At 72.8% G+C, this 22,024-nt stretch carries 22 protein-coding genes; 14 read left to right on the top strand and 8 right to left on the bottom strand.

Annotated features, from left to right (window positions below; all coding sequences use genetic code 11):
• Positions 1-186: 186 nt before the first annotated feature.
• A complete protein-coding gene (locus ABZ873_RS30155; RefSeq protein WP_360878615.1) occupies positions 187-1,983 on the bottom strand; it encodes an AMP-dependent synthetase/ligase in 1,797 nt (598 codons plus the stop codon).
• A gap of 243 nt (positions 1,984-2,226) precedes the next feature.
• Between ABZ873_RS30155 and ABZ873_RS30150 the strand changes: the two genes are divergently transcribed.
• The 6 genes from ABZ873_RS30150 (at position 2,227) to ABZ873_RS30125 (ending at position 7,160) form a co-directional block, all read left to right on the top strand.
• Positions 2,227-3,045, top strand: a complete 819-nt coding sequence (locus tag ABZ873_RS30150) for a metallophosphoesterase (protein ID WP_360878612.1) — start codon at positions 2,227-2,229, stop codon at positions 3,043-3,045.
• A 135-nt stretch (positions 3,046-3,180) separates the two neighbouring features.
• Entirely contained in the window at positions 3,181-3,621 is a 441-nt protein-coding gene (locus ABZ873_RS30145; RefSeq protein WP_360878609.1) for an SRPBCC family protein, read from the top strand.
• Between the two features lie 13 nt (positions 3,622-3,634).
• A complete protein-coding gene (locus tag ABZ873_RS30140; RefSeq protein WP_360878606.1) occupies positions 3,635-4,789 on the top strand; it encodes an ArsA-related P-loop ATPase in 1,155 nt (384 codons plus the stop codon).
• 85 nt (positions 4,790-4,874) lie between these two features.
• Positions 4,875-5,339 (top strand): DUF5304 domain-containing protein, encoded by a 465-nt coding sequence (locus tag ABZ873_RS30135; RefSeq protein WP_360878604.1) that lies wholly within the window; start codon positions 4,875-4,877, stop codon positions 5,337-5,339.
• Positions 5,340-5,400: 61 nt separating this feature from the next.
• Positions 5,401-6,342, top strand: a complete 942-nt coding sequence (locus ABZ873_RS30130) for an ROK family glucokinase (RefSeq protein ID WP_360878601.1) — start codon at positions 5,401-5,403, stop codon at positions 6,340-6,342.
• Between the two features lie 68 nt (positions 6,343-6,410).
• Positions 6,411-7,160, top strand: a complete 750-nt coding sequence (locus ABZ873_RS30125) for an endonuclease/exonuclease/phosphatase family protein (protein ID WP_360878598.1) — start codon at positions 6,411-6,413, stop codon at positions 7,158-7,160.
• 61 nt (positions 7,161-7,221) lie between these two features.
• Here ABZ873_RS30125 and ABZ873_RS30120 read toward each other — a convergent pair whose 3' ends face one another.
• Positions 7,222-7,827 (bottom strand): hypothetical protein, encoded by a 606-nt coding sequence (locus ABZ873_RS30120; RefSeq protein WP_360878595.1) that lies wholly within the window; start codon positions 7,825-7,827, stop codon positions 7,222-7,224.
• Complete coding sequence (locus ABZ873_RS30115) at positions 7,820-8,599, bottom strand: alpha/beta fold hydrolase (RefSeq protein ID WP_360878630.1); 780 nt, start codon at positions 8,597-8,599, stop codon at positions 7,820-7,822. The genes ABZ873_RS30120 and ABZ873_RS30115 overlap by 8 nt, the downstream gene beginning before the upstream one ends.
• Before the next feature lie 170 nt (positions 8,600-8,769).
• Between ABZ873_RS30115 and ABZ873_RS30110 the strand changes: the two genes are divergently transcribed.
• From ABZ873_RS30110 to ABZ873_RS30090, 5 genes are all read left to right on the top strand, one after another.
• Entirely contained in the window at positions 8,770-9,534 is a 765-nt protein-coding gene (locus ABZ873_RS30110) for a lysophospholipid acyltransferase family protein (protein WP_360878627.1), read from the top strand.
• 35 nt (positions 9,535-9,569) lie between these two features.
• Positions 9,570-10,787, top strand: coding sequence for a DUF5931 domain-containing protein (locus ABZ873_RS30105; protein ID WP_360878592.1), 1,218 nt, complete (start codon positions 9,570-9,572; stop codon positions 10,785-10,787).
• A gap of 71 nt (positions 10,788-10,858) precedes the next feature.
• Positions 10,859-11,503 (top strand): response regulator transcription factor, encoded by a 645-nt coding sequence (locus ABZ873_RS30100; protein WP_360878624.1) that lies wholly within the window; start codon positions 10,859-10,861, stop codon positions 11,501-11,503.
• Positions 11,504-11,602: 99 nt separating this feature from the next.
• Positions 11,603-12,631, top strand: coding sequence for a 6-phosphofructokinase (locus ABZ873_RS30095; protein ID WP_360878621.1), 1,029 nt, complete (start codon positions 11,603-11,605; stop codon positions 12,629-12,631).
• A gap of 101 nt (positions 12,632-12,732) precedes the next feature.
• On the top strand, positions 12,733-13,032 hold the full coding sequence (locus tag ABZ873_RS30090) for a hypothetical protein (protein ID WP_360878589.1): 300 nt from the start codon (positions 12,733-12,735) through the stop codon (positions 13,030-13,032).
• Here ABZ873_RS30090 and ABZ873_RS30085 read toward each other — a convergent pair.
• On the bottom strand, positions 13,029-14,993 hold the full coding sequence (locus tag ABZ873_RS30085) for an anthranilate synthase family protein (protein WP_360878586.1): 1,965 nt from the start codon (positions 14,991-14,993) through the stop codon (positions 13,029-13,031). The genes ABZ873_RS30090 and ABZ873_RS30085 overlap by 4 nt on opposite strands.
• 283 nt (positions 14,994-15,276) lie before the next feature.
• Here ABZ873_RS30085 and ABZ873_RS30080 point away from each other — a divergent pair, with 283 nt between their 5' ends.
• Entirely contained in the window at positions 15,277-16,632 is a 1,356-nt protein-coding gene (locus tag ABZ873_RS30080) for a class II 3-deoxy-7-phosphoheptulonate synthase (RefSeq protein WP_360878583.1), read from the top strand.
• A gap of 154 nt (positions 16,633-16,786) precedes the next feature.
• Positions 16,787-17,038, top strand: a complete 252-nt coding sequence (locus ABZ873_RS30075) for a (2Fe-2S)-binding protein (protein WP_360878618.1) — start codon at positions 16,787-16,789, stop codon at positions 17,036-17,038.
• Between the two features lie 85 nt (positions 17,039-17,123).
• Here the strand turns inward: ABZ873_RS30075 and bfr are convergent, their stop codons facing one another.
• Positions 17,124-17,600: a bacterioferritin gene (gene bfr, locus ABZ873_RS30070; protein WP_360878580.1), complete on the bottom strand. Its 477-nt coding sequence runs from the start codon at positions 17,598-17,600 to the stop codon at positions 17,124-17,126.
• A gap of 174 nt (positions 17,601-17,774) precedes the next feature.
• Here bfr and ABZ873_RS30065 point away from each other — a divergent pair, with 174 nt between their 5' ends.
• Complete coding sequence (locus ABZ873_RS30065; protein ID WP_360878578.1) at positions 17,775-18,407, top strand: sulfite oxidase-like oxidoreductase; 633 nt, start codon at positions 17,775-17,777, stop codon at positions 18,405-18,407.
• A gap of 53 nt (positions 18,408-18,460) precedes the next feature.
• On the opposite strand, the gene ABZ873_RS30060 is transcribed toward ABZ873_RS30065, so the two are convergent.
• Genes ABZ873_RS30060 through pknB form a run of 3 tightly spaced genes read right to left on the bottom strand, consistent with a single transcriptional unit; the run spans position 18,461 to position 21,770 of the window.
• Positions 18,461-18,952 (bottom strand): DUF4396 domain-containing protein, encoded by a 492-nt coding sequence (locus ABZ873_RS30060; RefSeq protein WP_360878575.1) that lies wholly within the window; start codon positions 18,950-18,952, stop codon positions 18,461-18,463.
• Between the two features lie 17 nt (positions 18,953-18,969).
• Entirely contained in the window at positions 18,970-19,830 is an 861-nt protein-coding gene (locus tag ABZ873_RS30055; RefSeq protein ID WP_360878572.1) for a deoxyribonuclease IV, read from the bottom strand.
• A 5-nt stretch (positions 19,831-19,835) separates the two neighbouring features.
• Positions 19,836-21,770, bottom strand: coding sequence for a Stk1 family PASTA domain-containing Ser/Thr kinase (gene pknB / locus ABZ873_RS30050; RefSeq protein WP_360878570.1), 1,935 nt, complete (start codon positions 21,768-21,770; stop codon positions 19,836-19,838).
• Between the last annotated feature and the right edge of the window lie 254 nt (positions 21,771-22,024).

Below are 22,024 nucleotides of genomic sequence, written 5' to 3'. Positions count from 1 at the left end.
TGCTGCTCGACATGGGCGCCAAGGTGCGCGCCGTCGACCCGCACGTCGTCGAGAGCGTCAAGGTCGACGCGCGCCTGGTGCGGGTCGAGACCACCCGCACGGGGGGCTCCGCCCCCGCAACGGCCCCGCGCCTCGAACTGCGGCGGGGCTGGATCTGCCCCCGCCCGGCCGCCTTCTGACGGACCCTCAGCCCCGATACAGGGCCTCGATCTCGTCCGCGTAGTCCTTCGCCACCACGTTCCGCTTCAGTTTCAGGGACGGGGTGATGTGGCCCGACTCCTCCGTGAACTGCGAGGGGAGGATGCGGAACTTGCGGACCGATTCGGCCTTCGAGACCGCCGCGTTGCCGTCGTCGATCGCCTGCTGGACCGCCGCGACGAGGTCCGCGTCCTCGCGGAGGTCCGCCGCCGTGACACCGGCCGGCTTGCCGTTCTCCGCGGCCCAGCGGCCCAGGAACTCCTCGTCGATGGTGACCAGCGCGGCCACGAACGGCCGCGCGTCGCCGACCACCATGCACTCCGCGACCAGCGCGTGCGCGCGGATGCGGTCCTCGATCACCGCGGGGGCCACGTTCTTGCCGCCCGCCGTGACGATGAGCTCCTTCTTGCGGCCCGTGATCGTGAGGTAGCCCTCCTCGTCGAGGGTGCCGACGTCACCGGTGTGGAACCAGCCGTCGGTCAGCGCCTCGGCGGTGGCCGCCTCGTTGTTCCAGTAGCCCGTGAAGATCTGCTCGCCGTGCAGCAGCACCTCGCCGTCGTCCGCGATGCGCACCACGGAGCCCGGCATCGGCTGGCCGACCGTACCGATCTTCTGCTTGTCCCACGGGTTGAAGGTGGTCGCCGCACAGGACTCCGTCAGGCCGTAGCCCTCCAGGACCGTGAAGCCGATGCCGCGGAAGAAGTGGCCCAGCCGCTCGCCCAGCGGAGCGCCGCCGGAGATCGCGTACTCGCCGCGCCCGCCGAGGACCGCGTGCAGCTTGCTGTAGACCAGCTTCGAGAACAGCTTGTGCTTGAGCCGCAGCCCGAGGGACGGCCCGCGCGGGGTGTCCAGGGCGCGGCTGTAGGCGATGGCGGTGTCCGCCGCCGCGTCGAAGATCTTGCCCTTGCCCTCGGCCTGCGCCTTGGCGCGCGCCGAGTTGTAGACCTTCTCGAAGACCCGGGGCACGCCGAGGATCAGCGTGGGCCGGAAGGACTGCAGCTCGTCGGTGAGGTTGCGGATGTCCGGTACGCAGCCCAGGCGGATCGGCGCCAGCACCGCGGCCACCTCCACCAGACGGCCGAAGACGTGCGCCGCCGGCAGGAACAGCAGCACCGAGCACTCGCCGGTCTTGAACAGCGGGCTCAGCCGCTCCACCGCGTTCCCGCACTCCGCGAAGAAGTTGCGGTGGCTCAGCACGCAGCCCTTGGGGCGGCCGGTGGTGCCGGAGGTGTAGACGATGGTGGCGGGGTCGTCGGCGTTGGCGAGGCCGCTGCGCTCGTCGACCTCGGCGTCGGTGATGCCCGCGCCCGCGGCCTTGAGGCTCTCCAGCGCGCCCTGCTCGATCTCCCAGACCTCGCGCAGCTCCGGCAGCCGGTCGCGCAGCGAGGCCACGGCGGCGCTGTGCCCGGCGCTCTCGACGACGGCCGCGACCGCGCCGGAGTCACCCAGGATCCACTGGATCTGCTCGGGGGAGCTGGTCTCGTACACGGGGACGGTGACGCCGCCCGCGCTCCAGATCGCGAAGTCGATGAGGACCCACTCGTAGCGGGTGCGGGAGATCAGGGCGACCCGGTCGCCGGGGCGGACCCCGGCCGCGATGAGGCCCTTGGCGGCGGCCCGGACCTCGGCGAGGAACTCCGTCGCCGTCACGTCCTGCCAGCTGCCGCCGGCCTTGCGGCTCATGACGGCGATGTCTGGGTGCTGGGCGGCGTTGCGGCGGATGAGATCCGTCAGGTTCCCGTCCGACGGGACCTCGTACAGGGCCGGAAGGCTGAACTCGCGCAAGACTGCTGCTCCTCTGGGCGCCATCGCCACCATGTGGACCGACCGGACGTTACCCACCGGTAGTGGGTTCCCGATAGAGGGAACCGGCCAGATGTTCCGTGCGTCACATTCTGCACGCGCATGGCCCGGCCCCAAGGCCCCGACAGTAGTCGACCCCCTCGGCGACGCGGAAGTAACCGCAGGTAGGCCCCCCTTTCCCGGAGCCCCTGTGCGACCCCCGCCGGGCCCCCTAGGGTGGGGCGCATGGCGGTCAGCGAGCGGGGCGGGAACGGCGGCGGCACGAGCGGATCGAGCCGCACCCGGGTGCATGTGGTGAGCGATGTGCACGGCAACGCCGAAGCGCTCGCCCGGGCCGGCGAGGGCGCCGACGCGCTCATCTGCCTCGGGGACCTCGTCCTCTTCCTCGACTACGCCGACCACTCGCGCGGCATCTTCCCCGACCTGTTCGGCGTCGAGAACGCCCACCGGATCGTCGCCCTGCGCACCGAGCGCCGCTTCGCCGAGGCCCGCGCCCTCGGCCGCTCGCTGTGGGCCGGGCTCGACCGCGACCGGATGATCGAGGACGCGGTGCGCCGCCAGTACGCCGAGCTGTTCGCCGCCTTCCCCACCCCCACCTTCGCCACCTACGGCAACGTCGACATGCCCGCCCTGTGGCCCGAGTACGCCGCCCGCGCCGGCGTCACCGTGCTCGACGGGCAGCGCGTGGAGATCGCCGGCCGCGTCTTCGGCTTCGTCGGCGGCGGCCTGCCCTCCCCGATGCGCACCCCGTACGAGGTGGACGAGGAGGAGTACGCCGCCAAGGTCGAGGCCCTGGGCGAGGTCGACGTGCTCTGCTCGCACATCCCGCCGGAGGTGCCCGAGCTCTGCTACGACACCGTCGCACGCCGGTTCGAACGCGGCAGCGAGGCCCTGCTCGCCGCCATCCGCCGCACCCGCCCCCGCTACGCCCTCTTCGGCCACGTGCACCAGCCGCTGGCCCGGCGCATGCGCGTCGGCGGCACGGAATGCGTGAACGTCGGCCACTTCGCCGCCACCGGCCGCCCCTGGATCCTGGAGTGGTGAGAACCGGCCGGTTCCGCGCCCCGCGCACCCGGGCCGGGGAGCCACTGGAGTGGCGGCGTCCGCACGCGCGGTAGCCTTCACGCGGCGGCCGGAGGCCGTACACATCCTCGAACACACTCCGGAGGAGCGACCGCGATGGCGGAACACACCAGCTCAAGCATCACGATCGACGCCGCACCCGGCGACGTGATGGCCGTGATCGCCGACTTCGCCCGCTACCCCGAGTGGACCGGCGAGGTGAAGGAGGCCGAGGTCCTGGCCACCGACGCCGCGGGCCGGGCCGAGAAGGTCCGGCTGCTGCTGGACGCGGGCGCGATCAAGGACGACCACACCCTCGCCTACACCTGGAAGGGCGGCGACGAGGTCAGCTGGACCCTGGACAAGTCCCAGATGCTGCGCCAGCTCGACGGCTCCTACCGGCTCGCCCCGGTGGACGGCGGCACGCGCACCGAGGTCACCTACCAGCTGACCGTCGACGTCAAGATCCCCATGCTCGGCATGATCAAGCGCAAGGCCGAGAAGGTCATCATCGACCGCGCGCTGGCGGGCCTGAAGAAGCGCGTCGAGTCCGTCTGAGCGACCCGCCCCCATGCACACCCTGCTGATCACCGGCCCCGGCGGAGCCGGGCGGACCACCGTGGCCGCGGCCACCGCGCTGGCCGCCGCCCGCCGGGGCCGGCGGGTGCTCCTGCTCTCCGGCGACCCCGGCGACCCGCTCACCGGACTGCTCGGCACGCCCCTCCCGCCCGGACTGCGCGTCGCCCGGGTGGATTCCGGCCAGGAGTTCCGCGAGGAGCTCGTCGCCCTCCAGGAGCGCGGCTCCGCCCTGCTCTCCCTGGTCGGATCCCGGCCCCTCGCCGCCGAGGAGCTGACCGAACTGCCCGGCGCCGAGCAGTTCGCCCTGCTGCGCGCCCTGCGCAGGGCCGCCGCCGCGCCCGCGACCGACCTCGTCGTCGTCGACCTGCCCCCGCTGCACCAGGCCGTCGCCACCCTCGCGCTCCCCGCGCAGCTGCGCCGCTACCTCGCCCGGCTGCTCCCCGCGGAACGGCAGGCGGCCCGCGCCCTGCGCCCCGTACTGGCCCAGCTCGCCGGGGTGCCCATGCCCGCGCAGTGGCTCTACGAGGCCGCCGCGCGCTGGGACGAGGAGCTGGCCGCCGTCCAGGCCGTCGTCGAGGCCGGCACCACCGAGGTCCGGCTGGTCGCCGAGCCCGGACCGGGCGCCGCCGACGCCCTGCGGCTGGGCCGGCTCGGCCTCGCCCTCCAGCGGCTCGACGCCCGCGCCGTCATCGCCAACCGGATGGTGCCCCGGGACTCCGCCGACCCGTGGCTCGCCGGGCTCGCCGCCCAGCAGGAGAAGTACGCCGCCGAATGGGCCGACGGCCTGCCCGTCGTCCCCCTCGCCCACCTCGGCCAGGACCCCCGCGGCACGGACGACCTCGACCGGCTCGCCGCCGACGGGCTCGTCCCCGGGCCGCCCGCACCCCGCCCGGACTGGACCGTCGAGGACCGGCGCGCCGAGGACGGCTTCCTCGTCTGGGTGGTCCCGCTGCCCGGCGCGGCCAAGAGCGACCTGGACCTCGTACGCCGCGGGGACGAGCTGCTGCTCACCGCCGGACCGCACCGCAGGATCGTTCCCCTTCCCTCCGCGCTGCGCCGCTGCACCGTCTCCGGCGCCGCCCTCGCCGACGGGGAGCTCCGCATCCGCTTCACGCCGGACCCGGGCCTGTGGCCCCGTACGCCCTGAACGGGATACCCCCGTTCGGGTAACGTCGGAAGGGAGACCGTACGAGACCGTACGCCCGCCAGCAGCCGCCGCAGGAGAGTCCGCCATGAGCGAGGCCACCGACCGCCCCACCGACGACGACGCCTGGGCCAGGGCGTGCGCCGAGGACCTGGCCGCCGAGAAGGAGCGCCTGCGCGGACAGGACCGGCCCGGCCCCGGGGCCACCGGGAGCGCCGCCGAGGAGCTGTTCAAGCTCTTCGACGCCGTCGCGGAGAAGGTCTCCGGACTGAACAACCCGCTGTTCGGAGCCGCCGCGCAGGGCGCCGTACGGCAGATCGTCGACCAGGCCAGGACGGCCGCCCGGCCCGTCGTCGAGCGCAACCCGGAGGTCTTCGACCACCTCGCGGCCGCCGGATCCGAACTGCTCGCCGCCTACCGCTCCGCCGTCGAGGGCCACGAGACCCGCTGGACGCGCGGCGCGACCGGAAGCCCCCGGCAGGCACCCGAGGAGCGGGACCCGCGCCGGGACGGCCCCGAAGACGGCCCGGCGGAGCGGATCGATCTCGACTGAACCTCCGGCACCCTCGGGTACGGTGGGCCGTGGCGGGGTTTGACCGGAAACCGAGGGACTAATGGGACTCACCATCGGCGTCGACATCGGCGGCACGAAGATCGCGGCCGGCGTGGTCGACGAAGAGGGCACCATCCTTGAGACGTACAAGGTGCCCACCCCGCCGACGGCGGACGGCGTGACGGAGGCGATCTGCTCCGCCGTCTCCGAGGTCAGCAGCAACCACAGCATCGAGGCCGTCGGGATCGGCGCCGCCGGATACGTGGACGACAAGCGGGCCACCGTGCTCTTCGCGCCGAACATCAACTGGCGCCACGAACCGCTCAAGGACAAGGTCGAGCAGCGCATCGGCCTGCCCGTCGTCGTCGAGAACGACGCGAACTGCGCGGCCTGGGGCGAGTACCGCTTCGGCGCCGGCCAGGGCCACGACGACGTCATCTGCATCACGCTCGGCACCGGCCTGGGCGGCGGCATCATCATCGGCAACAAGCTGCGCCGCGGACGCTTCGGCGTCGCCGCCGAGTTCGGGCACATCCGGGTGGTCCCGGACGGCCTGCTCTGCGGCTGCGGCAGCCAGGGCTGCTGGGAGCAGTACGCCTCCGGGCGCGCGCTCGTCCGCTACGCCAAGCAGCGCGCCAACGCCACCCCCGAGAACGCGACCACCCTGCTCGCCCTCGGCGACGGCACCCCCGACGGCATCGAGGGCAAGCACATCAGCGAGGCCGCGCGGGCCGGCGACCTGGTGGCCGTCGACGCCTTCCGCGAGCTGGCGCGCTGGGCCGGAGCGGGCCTCGCGGACCTGGCGTCGCTCTTCGACCCGTCGGCGTTCATCGTCGGCGGCGGCGTCTCCGACGAGGGCGACCTCGTCCTCGACCCGATCCGCAAGTCCTTCAAGCGCTGGCTGGTCGGCGGCGCCTGGCGCCCGCACGCGCAGGTGCTCGCCGCGCAGCTCGGCGGCAAGGCCGGACTCGTCGGCGCGGCCGACCTGGCCCGCCAGGGCTGACCCCGACGTCCACCGCCCGCCCGCCGCGCCCCCTGGGGGAGCGGCGGGCGGCCGCATATCGTGCGGGCATGGACCAGCTGCCGAAGTCCCGTACGGAGCCCGACGGTTCTGCCGTGATCCGGGTGCTCAGCTACAACATCCGCTCGCTGCGCGACGACGAGGAGGCGCTGGTCCGGGTCATCCGGGCGTGCGCGCCCGATGTGGTCCTCGTCCAGGAGGCGCCCCGGTTCTTCCGCTGGCGCAAGCACGCGGCCCGGCTGGCCCGCAAGTGCGACCTGGTGGTGCTCGGCGGGGGAGCGACGGCCACCGGCCCCCTGCTGCTGTGCTCGCTACGGATCTCCGCCGAGCGCACCGAGGACATCCTGCTGCCGCCCACGCCCGGCCTGCACCGCCGGGGCCTGGCCACGGCCGTGGTCCGCATCGGCGGCGTCCGCGCGGGCCTGGTCAGCACGCATCTGTCCCTGGACCGGACGGAGCGCGCGGCGCAGGCGGGGCTGGTACTGGAGCGGCTGGCCGCGCTGGACGTCCCGTACGGGATCGCCGGAGGCGATGTCAACGAGGGGCCGGAGGGCCCGGCCTTCGCACGGCTGGCGGGCGCCCTCCAGGACTGCGCGGCGGTGGCCCCGTGGGGCGGCGGGCCCACCTTCCCGGTGGCGGAGCCCGCCCGCCGGATCGACGCGGTCTTCGCGACGCCGGGGGTGGAGGTGCTGGGCTGCGGGGTGCCGTCGGGCCTGCCGGGGGTGCGGCGGAGCGATCTGCTGGCGGCCACGGACCATCTGCCGGTCCTGGCGGCGCTGCGGCTCCCCGCCACGGGCTGACCGGGCGGGGAGGGGGTGCGTACGGTCGTACCGGTCGTGTCGGTCGTACCGGTCGGGCCCGCTAGACGACCGCGCCGCGGCCCGGGTCGTCGTCGTCCTCGTCGTCCTGGGACATCCGCGCGACGAGGGTGGCGAAGCCGCCCAGGAAGCCGCCGATGCCCAGGGTCGTCAGCCACCAGGTCATCTCCCACTGGAGCAGCACCGCGAGCAGCAGCAGCACCGGCCCGCCGACCACGGCGAGCCAGGCGAACTTCGCCGTCGTGTCCGCGGGCGGGAGCTCCGGCTCGGGCTGGACGAAGTGTCCCTCCTCGGCGATGGCCGGATCGTCTTCCGCCGGCTCGGCCAGCGAATGGTCCCGCGGCCCGGCCATGCCCACACCGGGGGCGAAGACCACCGAGCTGCCCAGCGCGGGCGGCGGCCCCGCCGGGCCGTCCTCGGCGGAGTCCTTGGCGGGGTCCTTCTCGGCGGCGTCACCGGGCCCGGCCTCCCGCTCCGGAGGCAGCGGCTTGACGTCCTCCTCCGGCAGCAGCAGGTTCTCGATGGGCCGGAACGGTCTGGTGCCCGGCGGGTCCGGCGGCTCCTGCCCGTAGCCCGCGACGATCGCGGCCCACGCCGCCTCCTCGTCCAGCGGCGGGATACCGCCCGACTGCTCCTCGTGCTCAGCCACCGGCCGCCGCCCCCTCCCTGCCCACGCTCTCCGCCAGTCGGCCGACGAACGCATAACTGTCCGCGAAGATCCGCTCCGCGTCATGGTCCAACGTCGCGACGTGGTAGCTCTGTTCCAGCAGGGTCTCGGTGACGTCCGTGGAGGACACCCGGGCCAGCACCCGCGCCGAGTCCGCCGGCGGGACGACATGGTCCTGCGGGCTGTGCAGGAGCAGCAGCGGCTGCGTGACCTGCGGGAGCTCGGCGTCCACCAGCCGCAGGAAGGTCCGCAGCGAGTGCGCGGCCCGCGTCGGGACCCGGTCGTAGCCGACCTCCTCCGAGCCCGGCAGCGCGATGTCGCTGGCGATGCCCGGGGTGGAGCGGACGAAGTGCTTGGCCACGGGCAGGGCGAAGGCCAGCGGGTCGTGCACCTTGTTGGCCGGGTTGACCAGCACGATGCCGCTGATCGCGTCCCCGTGCCTGGCCGCCAGCCGCAGGGTCAGCGCGCCGCCCATGGACAGCCCGAAGACGAACACCCGCTCGCACCGGTCGAGCAGTTCCCGCAGGGCGCGGTCCACCTCGGCGTACCAGTCCTCCCAGCCGGTGAGCTGCATGTCCTGCCAGCGCGTCCCGTGCCCGGGCAGCAGCGGCAGCGACACCGTCAGACCCCGCCCGGCGAGGTACTCGGCCCAGGGGCGCAGGGACTGCGGGGAACCGGTGAAGCCGTGGCACAGGAGGACGCCGACCTCTCCGCCCTCGTGGCGGAAGGGCTCGGCTCCGGGGAGGAGGGGCACCAGGGTCTCCTTGGTCATGATGTACGTCGGGTGGGTGCGTCGCGCTGTGTGACTTCACCGTACGCGACCGGGGTGGCACCGGCCAGGGTCGTCGGGCCCCTGGCGGCGGGGGCAGAGGATAAGGTCTGTTCGACAGACACAGGAAGGCTTTCGAGTTGATCTACGGCGCAATGAAGTTCTCCATCGGCGGTTCGCTGAAGCTCGCGTTCAGGCCGTGGGTGGAGGGCCTCGAAAACATTCCCGCGGAGGGGCCGGCGATCCTCGCGAGCAACCACCTGTCCTTCTCCGACTCCTTCTTCCTCCCGGCCGTACTGGACCGGAAGGTCACCTTCATCGCGAAGGCCGAGTACTTCACCTCCCCCGGGGTCAAGGGCAAGCTGACCGCCGCCTTCTTCAAGGGTGTCGGCCAGCTCCCGGTGGACCGCTCCGGCGCCCGCGGAGCCGGTGAGGCCGCCATCAAGAGCGGCATCGACGTCATCGAGCGCGGGGAGCTGTTCGGTATCTACCCCGAGGGCACCCGCTCGCCCGACGGCCGCCTCTACCGCGGCAAGCCCGGCGGTCTGGCCCGCGTGGCCCTGGCCACCGGGGCGCCCGTGATCCCCGTCGCGATGATCGACACGGAGAAGATCCAGCCGCCCGGCAAGGTCGTCCCCAAGCTCATGCGCCCCGGCATCCGGATCGGCAAGCCCCTGGATTTCAGCCGCTACCACGGCATGGACGGCGACCGCTTCATCCTGCGCTCGGTGACCGACGAGGTCATGTACGAGATCATGAAGCTCTCCGGCCAGGAGTACGTGGACATCTACGCGACGGCGGCCAAGCGCCAGATCGCCGACGCCGAGAAGGCCGCGAAGGCGGAGAAGGCCGAACACAAGGCCGACCACAAGGCCGACAAGGGCGAGAAGAGCGGCGACAAGGCCGACGGGCCCGCGTAGGGCCCGCGGCGGTACCGCCCGCGGGGGTGGGGGAGATGGCGAAGCGCGTACGCGTCGTACGGATGTCGGTCGAGCAGCCGCTGTGGCGCGCCCTGACGGGCTACCGGCTGCTGACGATGGTCTACGCCCTGCTCCTGTTCGGCGCCGCCTACAAGGAGTTCCCGCACCCCGGCGTCGCGGCCGGCTACCTCGCCTTCCTCCTCGTCTGGACCCTCGCGACCTCCCGGAAGGTCGCCAACGCCGCGAGCTGCACCAAGGGCTTCCTCGTCGCCGACCTCACCGTCGCGATCGCCGGCATCCTGCTCACCCCGGTCGCCGACACCCATGAGCGGATCACCGCGGGCGGGCCCACCCTCCCCAGCATCTGGACGGCCGGCGCGGTCCTCGCCTTCGCCATCAAGGGCGGCTGGCGCTGGGCCTGCTTCGCCTCCACCATCGTCGCCGCCGCCAACATCCTCATCCACAGCGGCCAGCCCACCCGCGACACCCTCCACAACGTCCTGCTCGTCTGGGTCGCCTCGGTGGCCATCGGCTACGTCGTCGAGGTCGCGCGGGCCAGTGAGAACACCCTCGCCCGCGCCCTGGAGATCGAGGCCGCCACCCGCGAACGCGAGCGCCTGGCCCGCGACATCCACGACGGGGTCCTCCAGGTCCTGGCCATGGTCCAGCGGCGCGGCGCCGAACTCGGCGGCGAGGCCGAGGAACTGGGCCGCATGGCCGGGGAGCAGGAGGTCGCCCTGCGCACCCTGGTCTCCAGCGGGCTGGTGCGCCCCTCCCGCGTCTCCAGCGACGAATCCCGCGGCGCGCTCGTCGACACGTACGAGGACGACGAACCCGGCGGCGACGAGGGCGAGACGGACCTGCGCGGACTCCTCGCCCCGCACGCCGGATCCCGCGTCAGCTTCGCCGAGCCGGGCACCCCGGTCCCGCTCCCCGCGGCAGCCGCGCGCGAACTGGCCGCGGCCGTCGGCGCGGCCCTGGACAACGTCCGCAAGCACGCCGGGGAAGGGGCCAGCGCCTGGATCCTGGTCGAGGACTGGGGCGACGAGGTGATCGTGACCGTACGGGACGACGGGCCCGGCATCCCCGCCGGACGGCTCGACCAGGCGGAGGGCGAGGGCCGGATGGGAGTGGCCCTGTCCATCCGCGGCAGGCTGCGCGATCTCGGCGGCAGCGCCGATCTGGTGTCCGTACCCGGGCAGGGCACCGAAGTGGAACTGAAGGTGCCCCGGGCCAGGACGGACAAGAGATGAGCGAGCACACCGACGTGAACGACCCGCAGCAGCAGGAGCGGCCGGAGCAGCAGCCGCACGATATCCGGGTGATGGTCGTCGACGACCACCCGATGTGGCGGGACGCGGTCGCCCGCGACCTGGCCGCCGCCGGATTCGACGTGGTGGCCACCGCCGGCGACGGCCCCGAGGCGGTCCGCCGGGCCCGCGCCGTCACCCCCGACGTGCTCGTCCTCGACCTCAACCTGCCCGGCATGCCCGGAGTCCAGGTCTGCAAGGAACTCGTCGGCGCGCAGCCGACGTTGCGCGTCCTGGTCCTCTCCGCGAGCGGCGAGCACGCCGACGTGCTGGAGGCCGTGAAGTCCGGCGCGACCGGCTACCTGCTCAAGTCGGCCGGAGCCCAGGAGCTGATCGACGCCGTCCGCCGCACCGCCGCCGGCGACGCGGTCTTCACCCCCGGCCTCGCCGGACTGGTGCTCGGCGAGTACCGGCGCCTGGCCACCGACCCGGCGCCCGCCGCTCCCGACGAGCCCAAGGCGCCCCAGCTGACCGACCGGGAGACCGAGGTGCTGCGCCTGGTCGCGAAGGGGCTCTCGTACAAGCAGATCGCGGAACGGCTCGTCATCTCCCACCGCACCGTGCAGAACCACGTCCAGAACACCCTGGGCAAGCTCCAGCTGCACAACCGGGTGGAGCTGGTCCGGTACGCCATAGAGGCGGGCCTGGACGAGGCGTGACGGCGGGCCCGCCGCGCGATTGCACCTGAACAGCCCACCGGAACCCTTGCTGTGATCTGCGTCACCATTAGCGTGGCAGTCATGGCGAAGGGAGAATCCATGAAGGTCGGAGTGCTGACCGGCGGCGGCGACTGCCCCGGTCTCAACGCGGTCATCAGGGCCGTCGTCCGCAAGGGCCACCAGGAGTACGGCTGCCGGTTCGTCGGCTTCAAGGACGGCTGGCGGGGAGCGGTCGAGGGGCGGACCGTCCCCCTCGGCATCCCCGCCGTCCGCGGCATCCTGCCCCGCGGCGGCACCATCCTCGGCTCCTCGCGCACCAACCCCTTCTCGACCGGGGACGGCGTCCGCCGGGTCAAGGAGAACCTGGCCAAGTACGAGGTCGACGCGCTCATCACCATCGGCGGCGAGGACACCCTCGGCGTCGCCGCCCGCCTCCACGAGGAGTACGGGGTCCCCTGCGTCGGCGTGCCCAAGACCATCGACAACGACCTCTCGGCCACCGACTACACCTTCGGCTTCGACACCGCCGTCGGCATCGCCACCGAGGCCATCGACCGGCTGCACACCACCGCCGAATCGCATATGCGGGTCCTCGTCGTCGAGGTCATGGGCCGGCACGCCGGCTGGATCGCCCTGCACTCGGGGCTCGCCGGCGGGGCCAACGTCATCCTCATCCCCGAGCAGCGCTTCGACGTGGACCAGGTGTGCGCCTGGGTGGACTCCCGCTTCAAGGCCAGCCACGCGCCGATCGTCGTCGTCGCGGAGGGCGCGATGCCCAAGGACGGGGAGGCCGTGCTCAAGGACGGCACCACGGACTCCTTCGGGCACGTCCGGCTCTCGGGCGTCGGCGAATGGCTGGCCAAGGAGATCGAGGCCCGCACCGGCAACGAGGCCCGCACCACCGTGCTCGGACACATCCAGCGCGGCGGCACCCCCAGCGCCTTCGACCGCTGGCTGGCCACCCGCTTCGGGCTGCACGCCATCGACGCCGTCCACGAAGGGGACTTCGGGAAGATGGTCGCCCTCAAGGGCACCGACATCGTCCGGGTCCCGATCACGGACGCGACCTCCAGGCTCAAGACGGTGGACCCGGCCCTCTACCAGGAGATCGGCGTCTTCTTCGGCTGACCCCCGGCCCCGCGGACCGCGCCGGACCCGGCCCCGCGAGTTCACCCGCGCTTCACCGGCCCGCCGTCCGGGGCGGGCGGGCCGGCGGCTAGGTTCGGCCCGTGGACATTCCTACGCCGGTGCGCTGGCTCATGGTCGCCCTGGCCGCCGTCCAGCTCGCGTACGCCCTGCGGGCCCTGCGGCCCGCGCTCCGGGCCGCGCCGGGGGAGCGGACGGACCCCTGGCTGGCCCTCGCCGACCACGCCCTCGGCATCCCGGTGGCGCTGGCCCTGGCCGCGGGCCACCTCACGGTGTTCCTGTACGCGACGGCCGCCCTGGGCCCGGTCCTGACCTGGCAGCTCCTGCGCCACCTCCGCCCGGCCCCCGGCCGCCGCGACGGCCGGGTCCGGCGCACGGGCTAGCGGGGCGCCCCCGAGGGGGCCGGGGCCGTCACCGCCGCCAGGAGCTCCCGCAGCAGCTCCGGGCCGCGCAGGGTCAGCACCGACTCCGGGTGGAACTGCACGCCCGCGAAGCCCCCGGCGGCCGACCGCAGGGCGTGCACCTCGCCCGTGGTGCCGTCCCGGGCCACCTCGACCCCGCGCGCGGCCAGACCGGCGGCCAGCGGCCCGTCGCAGTACGCCGTGTACGTGTTGTAGAAGCCCACCACCTCCTCCGCCCCGAACAGCCCGATCCGCGTCTGCGCGCCCTGCGCCGGCTCCGCCTTGCGCACCAGCGGCAGCCCCAGCTCCGCCGCCAGCAGCTCATGCCCGAGGCAGACCCCGAGCAGCCCATGCCGGTGCCCGGCCAGCAGCTCCGCCGCCAGCGCGCGCAGCGTCCGCATCTTCGGATCGGCCGCGTCCGCCGGATTCCCCGGCCCCGGCCCCAGCACCACCGGGCCCGCCCAGGCCAGGGCCGCGCCGCGCAGCCCCGGATCGTCGTAGCGGCGTACGGTCACCTCCAGCCCGGCCACCCGCAGGACGTGCGCCAGCATCGCCGTGAAGGTGTCCTCGCCGTCCACCACCAGCGCGTGCCCCGTCGCCACCGGCGGCCGCTCCTGCATCCGCAGCCAGAAGGGCGCCAGGTCCGCCCGCCGCGCGGCCAGCGCCGCCCGCACCCGCGGGTCGTCCGCCAGCCGCGGCCCCCGCGGCTCCGGCCGGGGCGCGGCCGGCCGCACCCCGAGCGCCGCCAGCACCCCGGCCGCCTTCGCGTGCGTCTCCGCCACCTCGCCCGCCGGATCGGAATGCCGGACCAGGGTGGCGCCGACCGCCACCCGCAGCGCGCCGTCCGCGGCGATGTCGGCGGTGCGGATCAGGATGGGGGAGTCGAGGGTCTGCGCCCCGGCGGCGTCCAGGCCCAGCAGGGCCAGCGCGCCCGCGTAGTAGCCGCGGCCCCCGCTCTCGTACCGGCCGATCACCCGGCAGGCGTTCTGCACGGGCGAGCCCGTCACCGTCGCCGCGAACATCGTCTCCCGCAGCACCTCCCGCACGTCCAGCGAGGAGCGCCCCCGCAGCTCGTACTCCGTGTGGGTGAGGTGGGACATCTCCTTGAGCCGTGGACCGACGACGACCCCGCCCCGGTCCCCGACCGTGCACATCATCTTCAGCTCCTCGTCGACCACCATCGACAGCTCCTCGGTCTCCTTGCGGTCCCCGAGGAAGGCGAGCAGGGACTCGGCCGTCGGACCGCCGGCGGGATGCCGGTACGTGCCGCTGATCGGGTTCATCACCACCGTGCCCCCGGACATCCGCACATGGACCTCGGGGCTGGCGCCGACCAGCGTGCGCTCCCCGGTGTGCACGACGTACGTCCAGTACGCGCCCCGCTCGCCCGCCAGCAGCCGGCGGAACAGCGCCAGCGCGTCGGCCGGGCCGAAGCCCTCGACGCGGCCCTCGAAGGTCCGCCGGATGACGAAGTTCGCCCCCTCGCCCCGGCCGATCTCCTCCCGGATCACCCGCTCCACCGTCTCCGCGTACGCCGCGTCGCAGACGTCGAAGCCGCCGTCCTCGACTCGGACCGCGTGCGCGGGCAGCCGGTCCAGGGCCTCCGCGAGCGGGATCTCGTACACCTCCTCGGCGGTCAGCGCGCTCAGCGGCGTGCCGTCGTCGCGCACCTCGAAGCCGCGCTCGCGGATCTGCCGGAAGGGGACCAGGGCGAGGGTGGGCAGCGGGCCCACGGGCAGGTCCGCGAGGCGCTCGGCCTCGTGGACCGGGCCGAGCAGCAGCTCCACGGTGTCGTGGTCGCGGCCGGGCGTGCGCCGGCGCAGCAGGGCGAACGGCGGGCAGCCCTCGTCGAGCAGCCGGCTCAGCGGGTGCCGGGGGGCCTGGGGGTCCTGGAGGTCCTGGAGGTCCTGCGGATGCTGGGGGTCCTGCGGGCTGGGTTCCATGGCGGGAGCGTCCTTCCGGGTGGGAGGAGCGGCTCGCGCGGGCCGACGGCGTGGTCGGGAAACGCGGAAGGCCGCCCCTCGGGGCGGCCTTCGCGTCGTGCGTGTCTCAGGTACGCGCGAGCAGTGGGCCGCCGGGAGCGGGCCACCACCAGTTCTGGTTCAGGAGCGCGTACATGGCGAGCACGATAGCCCAGTCCGCGGCCCGGTCCGCGCCTGCGAGAAATCCGTCTCACCTGTTGGGCGGCGGGCCGGACGCCCCGAATGACGCCGTAATGTGTACGAGGTGACCGTGAACGCTGAAAACCACGCCCTCGCCGCCAAGGCGACCTGGCGAGACCTTCCCGCGGCGCAGCAGCCTTCGTACCCCGATGCCGAGGCTCTGCGCGCTGTCGTCGCGGACCTCGAGTCGTATCCTCCGCTCGTCTTCGCGGGTGAGTGCGACCAGCTGCGCGCCCGTCTGGGAGCCGTCGCCAAGGGCGAGGCGTTCCTGCTGCAGGGCGGCGACTGCGCCGAGGCATTCGACGGGGTGTCCGCCGAACACATCCGCGCCAAGCTCAAGACGCTGCTCCAGATGAGCGCCGTCCTGACCTACGCCGCCTCCGTGCCCGTCGTCAAGGTCGGCCGGATCGCGGGCCAGTACTCCAAGCCGCGCTCCAAGGACACCGAGACCCGCGACGGCGTCACCCTGCCCACCTACCGGGGCGACTCCGTCAACGGCTTCGCCTTCACCGAGGAGGCCCGGGTCCCGGACCCGGAGCGCCTCAAGCGCATGTACAACGCCTCGGCGTCCACGCTGAACCTGGTACGCGCCTTCACCACCGGTGGTTACGCGGACCTGCGCCAGGTGCACGCCTGGAACCAGGACTTCGTGAAGTCCTCCCCCTCCGGCCAGCGCTACGAGCAGCTGGCCCGCGAGATCGACAACGCGCTGAACTTCATGAAGGCGTGCGGCACCGACCCGGCCGAGTTCAAGGCGGTCGAGTTCTACGCCTCCCACGAGGCGCTGCTGCTCGACTACGAGGGCGCGCTGACCCGCACCGACTCGCGGACCGGCAAGCTGTACGACACCTCCGGCCACATGGTGTGGATCGGTGAGCGCACCCGCCAGCTGGACCACGCGCACATCGAGTTCTGCTCGCAGATCGCCAACCCGATCGGCATCAAGCTCGGCCCCACCACCACGGTGGACGAGGCGCTGACGTACATCGACCGCCTCGACCCCGAGCGCCAGCCGGGCCGGCTGACCTTCGTCGTCCGCATGGGCGCCGGCAAGGTCCGCGAGAAGCTGCCCGAGCTGGTCGAGAAGGTCACCGCCTCCGGCGCGATCGTCGGCTGGGTCACCGACCCGATGCACGGCAACACCTTCGAGGCGGCCTCCGGCCACAAGACGCGCCGTTTCGACGACGTGCTCGACGAGGTCAAGGGCTTCTTCGAGGTGCACAAGGCCCTCGGCACCCACCCGGGCGGCATCCACGTCGAGCTCACCGGTGACGACGTCACCGAGTGCGTGGGCGGCGGCGACGAGATCTTCGTCGACGACCTGCACCAGCGCTACGAGACGGCCTGCGACCCGCGGCTCAACCGCAGCCAGTCCCTGGACCTGGCGTTCCTGGTCGCCGAGATGTACCGCGACCAGTAGGTTCCTACGACGGTGGGGCGCGGATCCATGTGATCCGCGCCCCACTGTCGTATCCGGGGCTTTTAGGCCACCCTAACTTTGGGTACGGTTAGGTAAGCCTCACCGAATGACGGAGGGGCCGGCCGCACCAGAAACGTTTCAGGAGGTGAACCGCGTGTACGTCTGCTCTTGCTTCGGGATCACCGACAAGCAGGTCAAGGACCACGCGGCGGCCGGGGCCTGCACGCCCCGCCAGATCGCCTCCGTCACCAAGGCCGGAACCGACTGCGGCTCCTGCGTCCGCACCATCCAGGGCATCCTCGGCCGCGGCGCGTGCCCCCGCCGGGAGCTGCTGGAGAAGGGCGACGCGGTGTCCGTGCTCGCCGCCGGGCAGGAGACCTCGCCCGAGCTGGCCGAAGCGGCCTAGGACGGTCCGTCCGTACGCCGGCCGGGTCTCGCGGCCTCAGGGCCTCAGGGCTTCGGGGCCGTTCAGGTCGGCCGGGTCGCTCTCGCTAGCTGGGCTGCTCGATCAGCTGCGCGATGTACAGCGCCTCGCCCAGGGACCCGATCAGCTCCAGCTGGGTGTCCAGGTAGTCGATGTGGTGCTCCTCGTCCTCCAGGATGTCCTCGAAGAGCCGGGCCGAGGTGATGTCGCCCTTGCCGCGCATGACCTCGATGCCCCGCTTGAGGCGGTCGATGGCCTCGACCTCCACCTGGCGGTCCGCCTGGAACATCTCCGTGATCGTCTGTCCGACGCGCACGTGGAACAGGCGCTGGTAGTTCGGCAGACCGTCGAGCATCAGGATGCGCTCGGTGATCTTGTCCGCGTGCTTCATCTCGTCGATGGACTCTTCACGCGTGTACTTGGCGAGCTTGGTCCAGCCCTTGTTGTCCTGGATGCGGTAGTGCAGCCAGTACTGGTTGATGGCCGTCAGCTCGCCGGTCAGCTGCTCGTTCAGAAACTCAAGGACCTCGGGGTCGCCCTGCATCGCAGAGGCTCCTTCCAGGCAATGTCAGCTATGTGACGGGGCAGTTGCGCGCATCCTTGCACCGCCGCAGAAGGCCGTCCAGTAAGTGCCTCCTTAGTGGGAGTTACCGCGACTTGCCCGGAATCGGTTCCTGCCTGGTCATGACCACCCTGCCCAGTCTGTCACCATGGAGTCATGGGTCAGCCGGAAAGCCGGGAATCTCCGGGAGCAGAGCAGCTGGAGCTTCCACCGGGACAGCGGCTCCAGAGGGGCTGGCCGGTCACCCACTACGGCCCCGTACCCAAGTTCAAGCCGGACCGCTGGGAATTCCGCGTCTTCGGCGCGACCGCCGACGGCGACAAGCACTGCTGGAACCACGAGGAGTTCACGGGCCTGCCCTTCGACTCCGTGACGGCCGATCTGCACTGCGTCACGAAGTTCAGCATGCAGGGCGCCGAATGGGGCGGGGTGCTCGCCCGCCGGATACTGGAGCTCGCGCCGCCCGCGCCGCAGGTCACGCACGTGATGGTGTGGGCCGAGTACGGATTCAGCTCCAACCTCCGGCTGGCCGATTTCGCCTCCGACCGGACCGTCTTCGCCACCCACGAGGGCGGCGAGCTCCTCACCGCCGAACACGGCTTCCCCGTCCGGCTGGTGGTCCCGCACCTGTACGCCTGGAAGGGCCCCAAGTGGGTCCGCGGCGTGGAGTACATGACCGCCGACCGCCGGGGCTTCTGGGAGGAGCGCGGCTACCACAACATCGGCGACCCCTGGCGCGAACAGCGCTACTCCTACCAGGAGGAGCCGGGGGACGGCCCGGAGCTGTAGCTCCCCGCCCCCGTTCCGCTCAGTGGTGGTACTGGCTCAGTCGCGTTACTGGCTCAGTGGTGGTACTGGTGGACCACCGCGTGCCCCTTGCCGCGGCCGATCATCCACTTGTTGACCGGCGTCGTGATCACGAAGGCGGCCGCCAGCGCGATCGCCAGGACCACCCAGAACACCGGGTCCGACAGATGGGCGTCCATGGCGCCCGGCCACAGCGCGATCACCCCGTTGTCGATCAGCTCCATCACCGCGATCGAAAGGGTGTCCGCGGCCAGCGCCACCCGGACGGCCGTACGGAAGGCCACGCCCGCGGCGAGGATCCCGCGCAGGGTGAGCGCGTAGCCGAAGAAGAAGGCCAGGACGATCGCCAGGATCATCGTCCCGACATTGCCCCAGCCCAGGGCGGTGCCGATCACCATGCCCAGCACCTCACCGATGGCGCACCCGGTCAGGCAGTGCAGGGTGGCGCGGGCGGCCATGCCCCAGCTCGCCTTCCCGCCGCCGTGCGCGTGGGCCTCGTGCGTGCCTCCGGACGTCCCTGCGTGCATCCCTCAAGGATCGGGGATCAGGGCGTACCGCGCAGCTCCTTGAGCAGCGCCACGTCCGCCGCGTGCCCCTCCTTGCCGCCGGGCGTCTCGATGATCAGCGGGACGCCGTCCGTCGCCGGGTGCGAGAACAGCTCCTCGAAGGCGTCCGGGCCGATATGGCCCTGGCCGATGTTCGCGTGGCGGTCCTTGTGCGCGCCCACGCCCTCCTTGGAGTCGTTCGCGTGGATCAGTTTCAGCCGGCCCTCGCCCACCGTGTCCACCAGCAGGTCCAGCGTCACCTTCGTGCCGCCCGGCTCTGCCAGATCGTGCCCCGCCGCGAAGACATGGCAGGTGTCCAGGCAGATCCCCAGCTTGGGGTGGTGGTCCAGGGCCTCGAAGTACGGGCCGAAGTCCCAGGTGCGCGAGCACAGCGAGGAGCCCTGCCCGGCCGTCGACTCCAGCAGCAGGAAGGGGTCGTCCTCGTGCGTCAGCTCGTCCAGCAGCGGCAGCATATGCTGCCTGACCTGCGCGTACGCCAGCTCCCGCGGGCGGCCGCCGGTGGCCGACCCGGTGTGCACGACCACGCCGAGCGCGCCGATCTGCCGGGCCCGGCGCAGCGAGTGCCGTAGGGACTCCACCGACTTCTCCACGGTGGCCTCGGTGTGCGAGCCGAAGTTGATCAGGTAGGGCGCGTGCACGTACGCCGGGACGGACTCCGCCGCGCACTCCTCGCGGAAGCGCTCGTCCTGCGCCGGGCTGCCGGCCGGGGTGGCCCAGCCGCGCGGATTGGCGACGAAGACCTGCACCGCCTCGGCGCCCATCTCCCGGGCGTACGTCAGCCCCACCGAAGCGAGCCCGCCCGCGACGGGGACGTGCCCGCCCACCGGATTGCGTACCACCGTGCCTACAGCCCCTTGGTCCGGATCGTGATCGTGCTGCCCTCGGGGGCGTTCAGGCCGCCCAGCACCGACTGGCTCTCCACCGTGTTGCTGAACGAGATCAGCGGCCGGTCGACCTTCACCTTGAAGCCCGCCGCCTCCAGGGCCTTGCGGGCCGCGTCCACGTCCTGGCCGGTCACATTCGGGACCGGCAGCTGGCGCGGGCCCTTGGACACGGTCAGCGTGACGGTGTCACCGGTCGCCGCCTGGGTGCCGGCGCCGATCGACTGGTTCGCGACCGTACCCGCCGGGGAGGGGGAGTTGACCTGCTCGGGGGCCGTCTGCACCTTGAGACCCAGGGCCTGGAGGGTGGACGTCGCCTGGTCGACGGAGAGCCCCGTCACCCCCGGCACCGGCACCGGACGGCCCTTGCTGACGACGATCGACACCGCCGTGTCGGGGGCCCGCTTCTCGCCGCCCGGCGGATTGGTGCCGACCACCGAGCCCTGGGCGACGTCCTGGCTGAACGCCTGCGTGACCGCCCCGGGCGCCAGCCCGACGCGGGTCAGCTCGGCCTTGGCCTCCTCCAGCGGGCGGCCCTTGAGATTGGGCACCGCCACGACCTCGGGGCCGCGCGACAGCGTGATCGTCACCGCGCCGTTGCCGCGGATCTTCCGGCCGCCCGGGGGATCGGTGTCCATGACCGTCCCGCGGTCGAAGGCGTCGCTGAACTTCCGCTCGACCCCCTTCACCCCGAGGCCCGCCTCCGAGAGCTGGGCGCGGGCCTGCTCCTCGGTCTTGCCGAGCATGTTGGGGACCCGCGTGAACTGGCCGGAGTTGATGTACCAGACGCCCGTACCGAGCCCGAGCGCCAGCAGTACGCCGACGACAGCCAGCAGCACACCGCGCCGCGGCCGGCCCCCGGCGGGGGCCTCCGAGCGGTGGGCCCCGGCGGGCGGCCCGGCCGGACCGGGCGGCGGGGGCAGGGTCTCGAAGCGCGAGGTGAGGTTCACGGGTTGCTCGGCGGCCACCGGGCGCGGGATCACACTCGTACGGTCCTCGGCCGCCGACCGCTCCTCGGCGTGCGCCTGCGGCGGTACGGCGTCCAGGTCCCCGTCGCTGAGCAGGGCGCGGGCCTCCAGCGTGAGGCCGAGCAGGGCGGCGGCGTCGGTGGGGCGCAGCTCGGGATTGCGGGCGGTGGCGTGCGCGACGAGCTCGTCGAGCCCGGCGGACAGCCCGGGGACGGCAGCCGACGGGGGCGGGACGTCCTCGTTCAGGTGCAGGTAGAGCACCTGCGCGGGGGTGCCGCCGAGGTGCGGCTTGGAGCCGGTGAGCATCTCGTACAGGACGACACCGCAGGCGTAGACGTCGACGCGGGTGTCCGCGATGCCGTTCTCGATCTGCTCGGGGGCCAGGTAGGAAACCGTGCCGAGGACCGAGCCGGTGGTGTGGGTGACCGAGTCCACGGACCGGACCAGCCCGAAGTCCGCGACCTTCACCCGGCCGTCGTCCCCGATGAGCACGTTCTCGGGCTTCATGTCCCGGTGCACAAAACCGGCCCGGTGGGCGGCGCCGAGGGCGGCGAGCACCGGTTCGAGGATGTCGAGGGCCGCGCGCGGCTGGAGCGCACCGCGCTCGCGCAGCACGTCGCGGAGGGTGCAGCCGGAGACGTACTCCATGGCGAGGTAGACGTACGGCCCGTCGGTGCCCTGGTCGAAGACGGCGACGACATTGGGGTGCGCGAGGCGCGCCACGGACTTCGCCTCCCGGATGAACCGGTCCACGAAGGCGGCGTCGGCGGCGAGGGCGGGGTGCATCACCTTGAGGGCGAGCACCCGGTCGAGCCGGGTGTCGACGGCCCGGTAGACCGTCGCCATCCCGCCGGCCGCGATGCGGGCGTCGATGCGGTAGCGGCCGTCGAGCACGCGCCCGACGAGGGGGTCTTCCAGGGTCGTATCCACCCGCCGATTCTACGAGCCGGGTGGGTGGGGGTGCGGGGGGTGGTGGGGGTTGGAGCGCAGCTGTGACGTGGGGGTGGGGGTGGGTGGGCGGGGCGGGGTCGGGGGTGGGCGGGATGCACGGGGGCGGCATCACGGTGACGTTCGGGGGTTTCCCGTCAGTCCTATCGTCTCTCCGTGGCGGGCCGGTCCCTCAAGGGCGCTCCTACGTCGCGTCGCTGCGCGATGGCCTGCGGCCACCCAAGAACCAACCACCC

The sequence above is a fragment of the Streptomyces sp. NPDC047014 genome, assembly GCF_040644195.1.
Taxonomy (GTDB): Bacteria; Actinomycetota; Actinomycetes; order Streptomycetales; family Streptomycetaceae; genus Streptomyces.
Note: the sequence above shows the minus strand (reverse complement) of the source record. Positions and strands in the feature narration are given on the sequence as shown.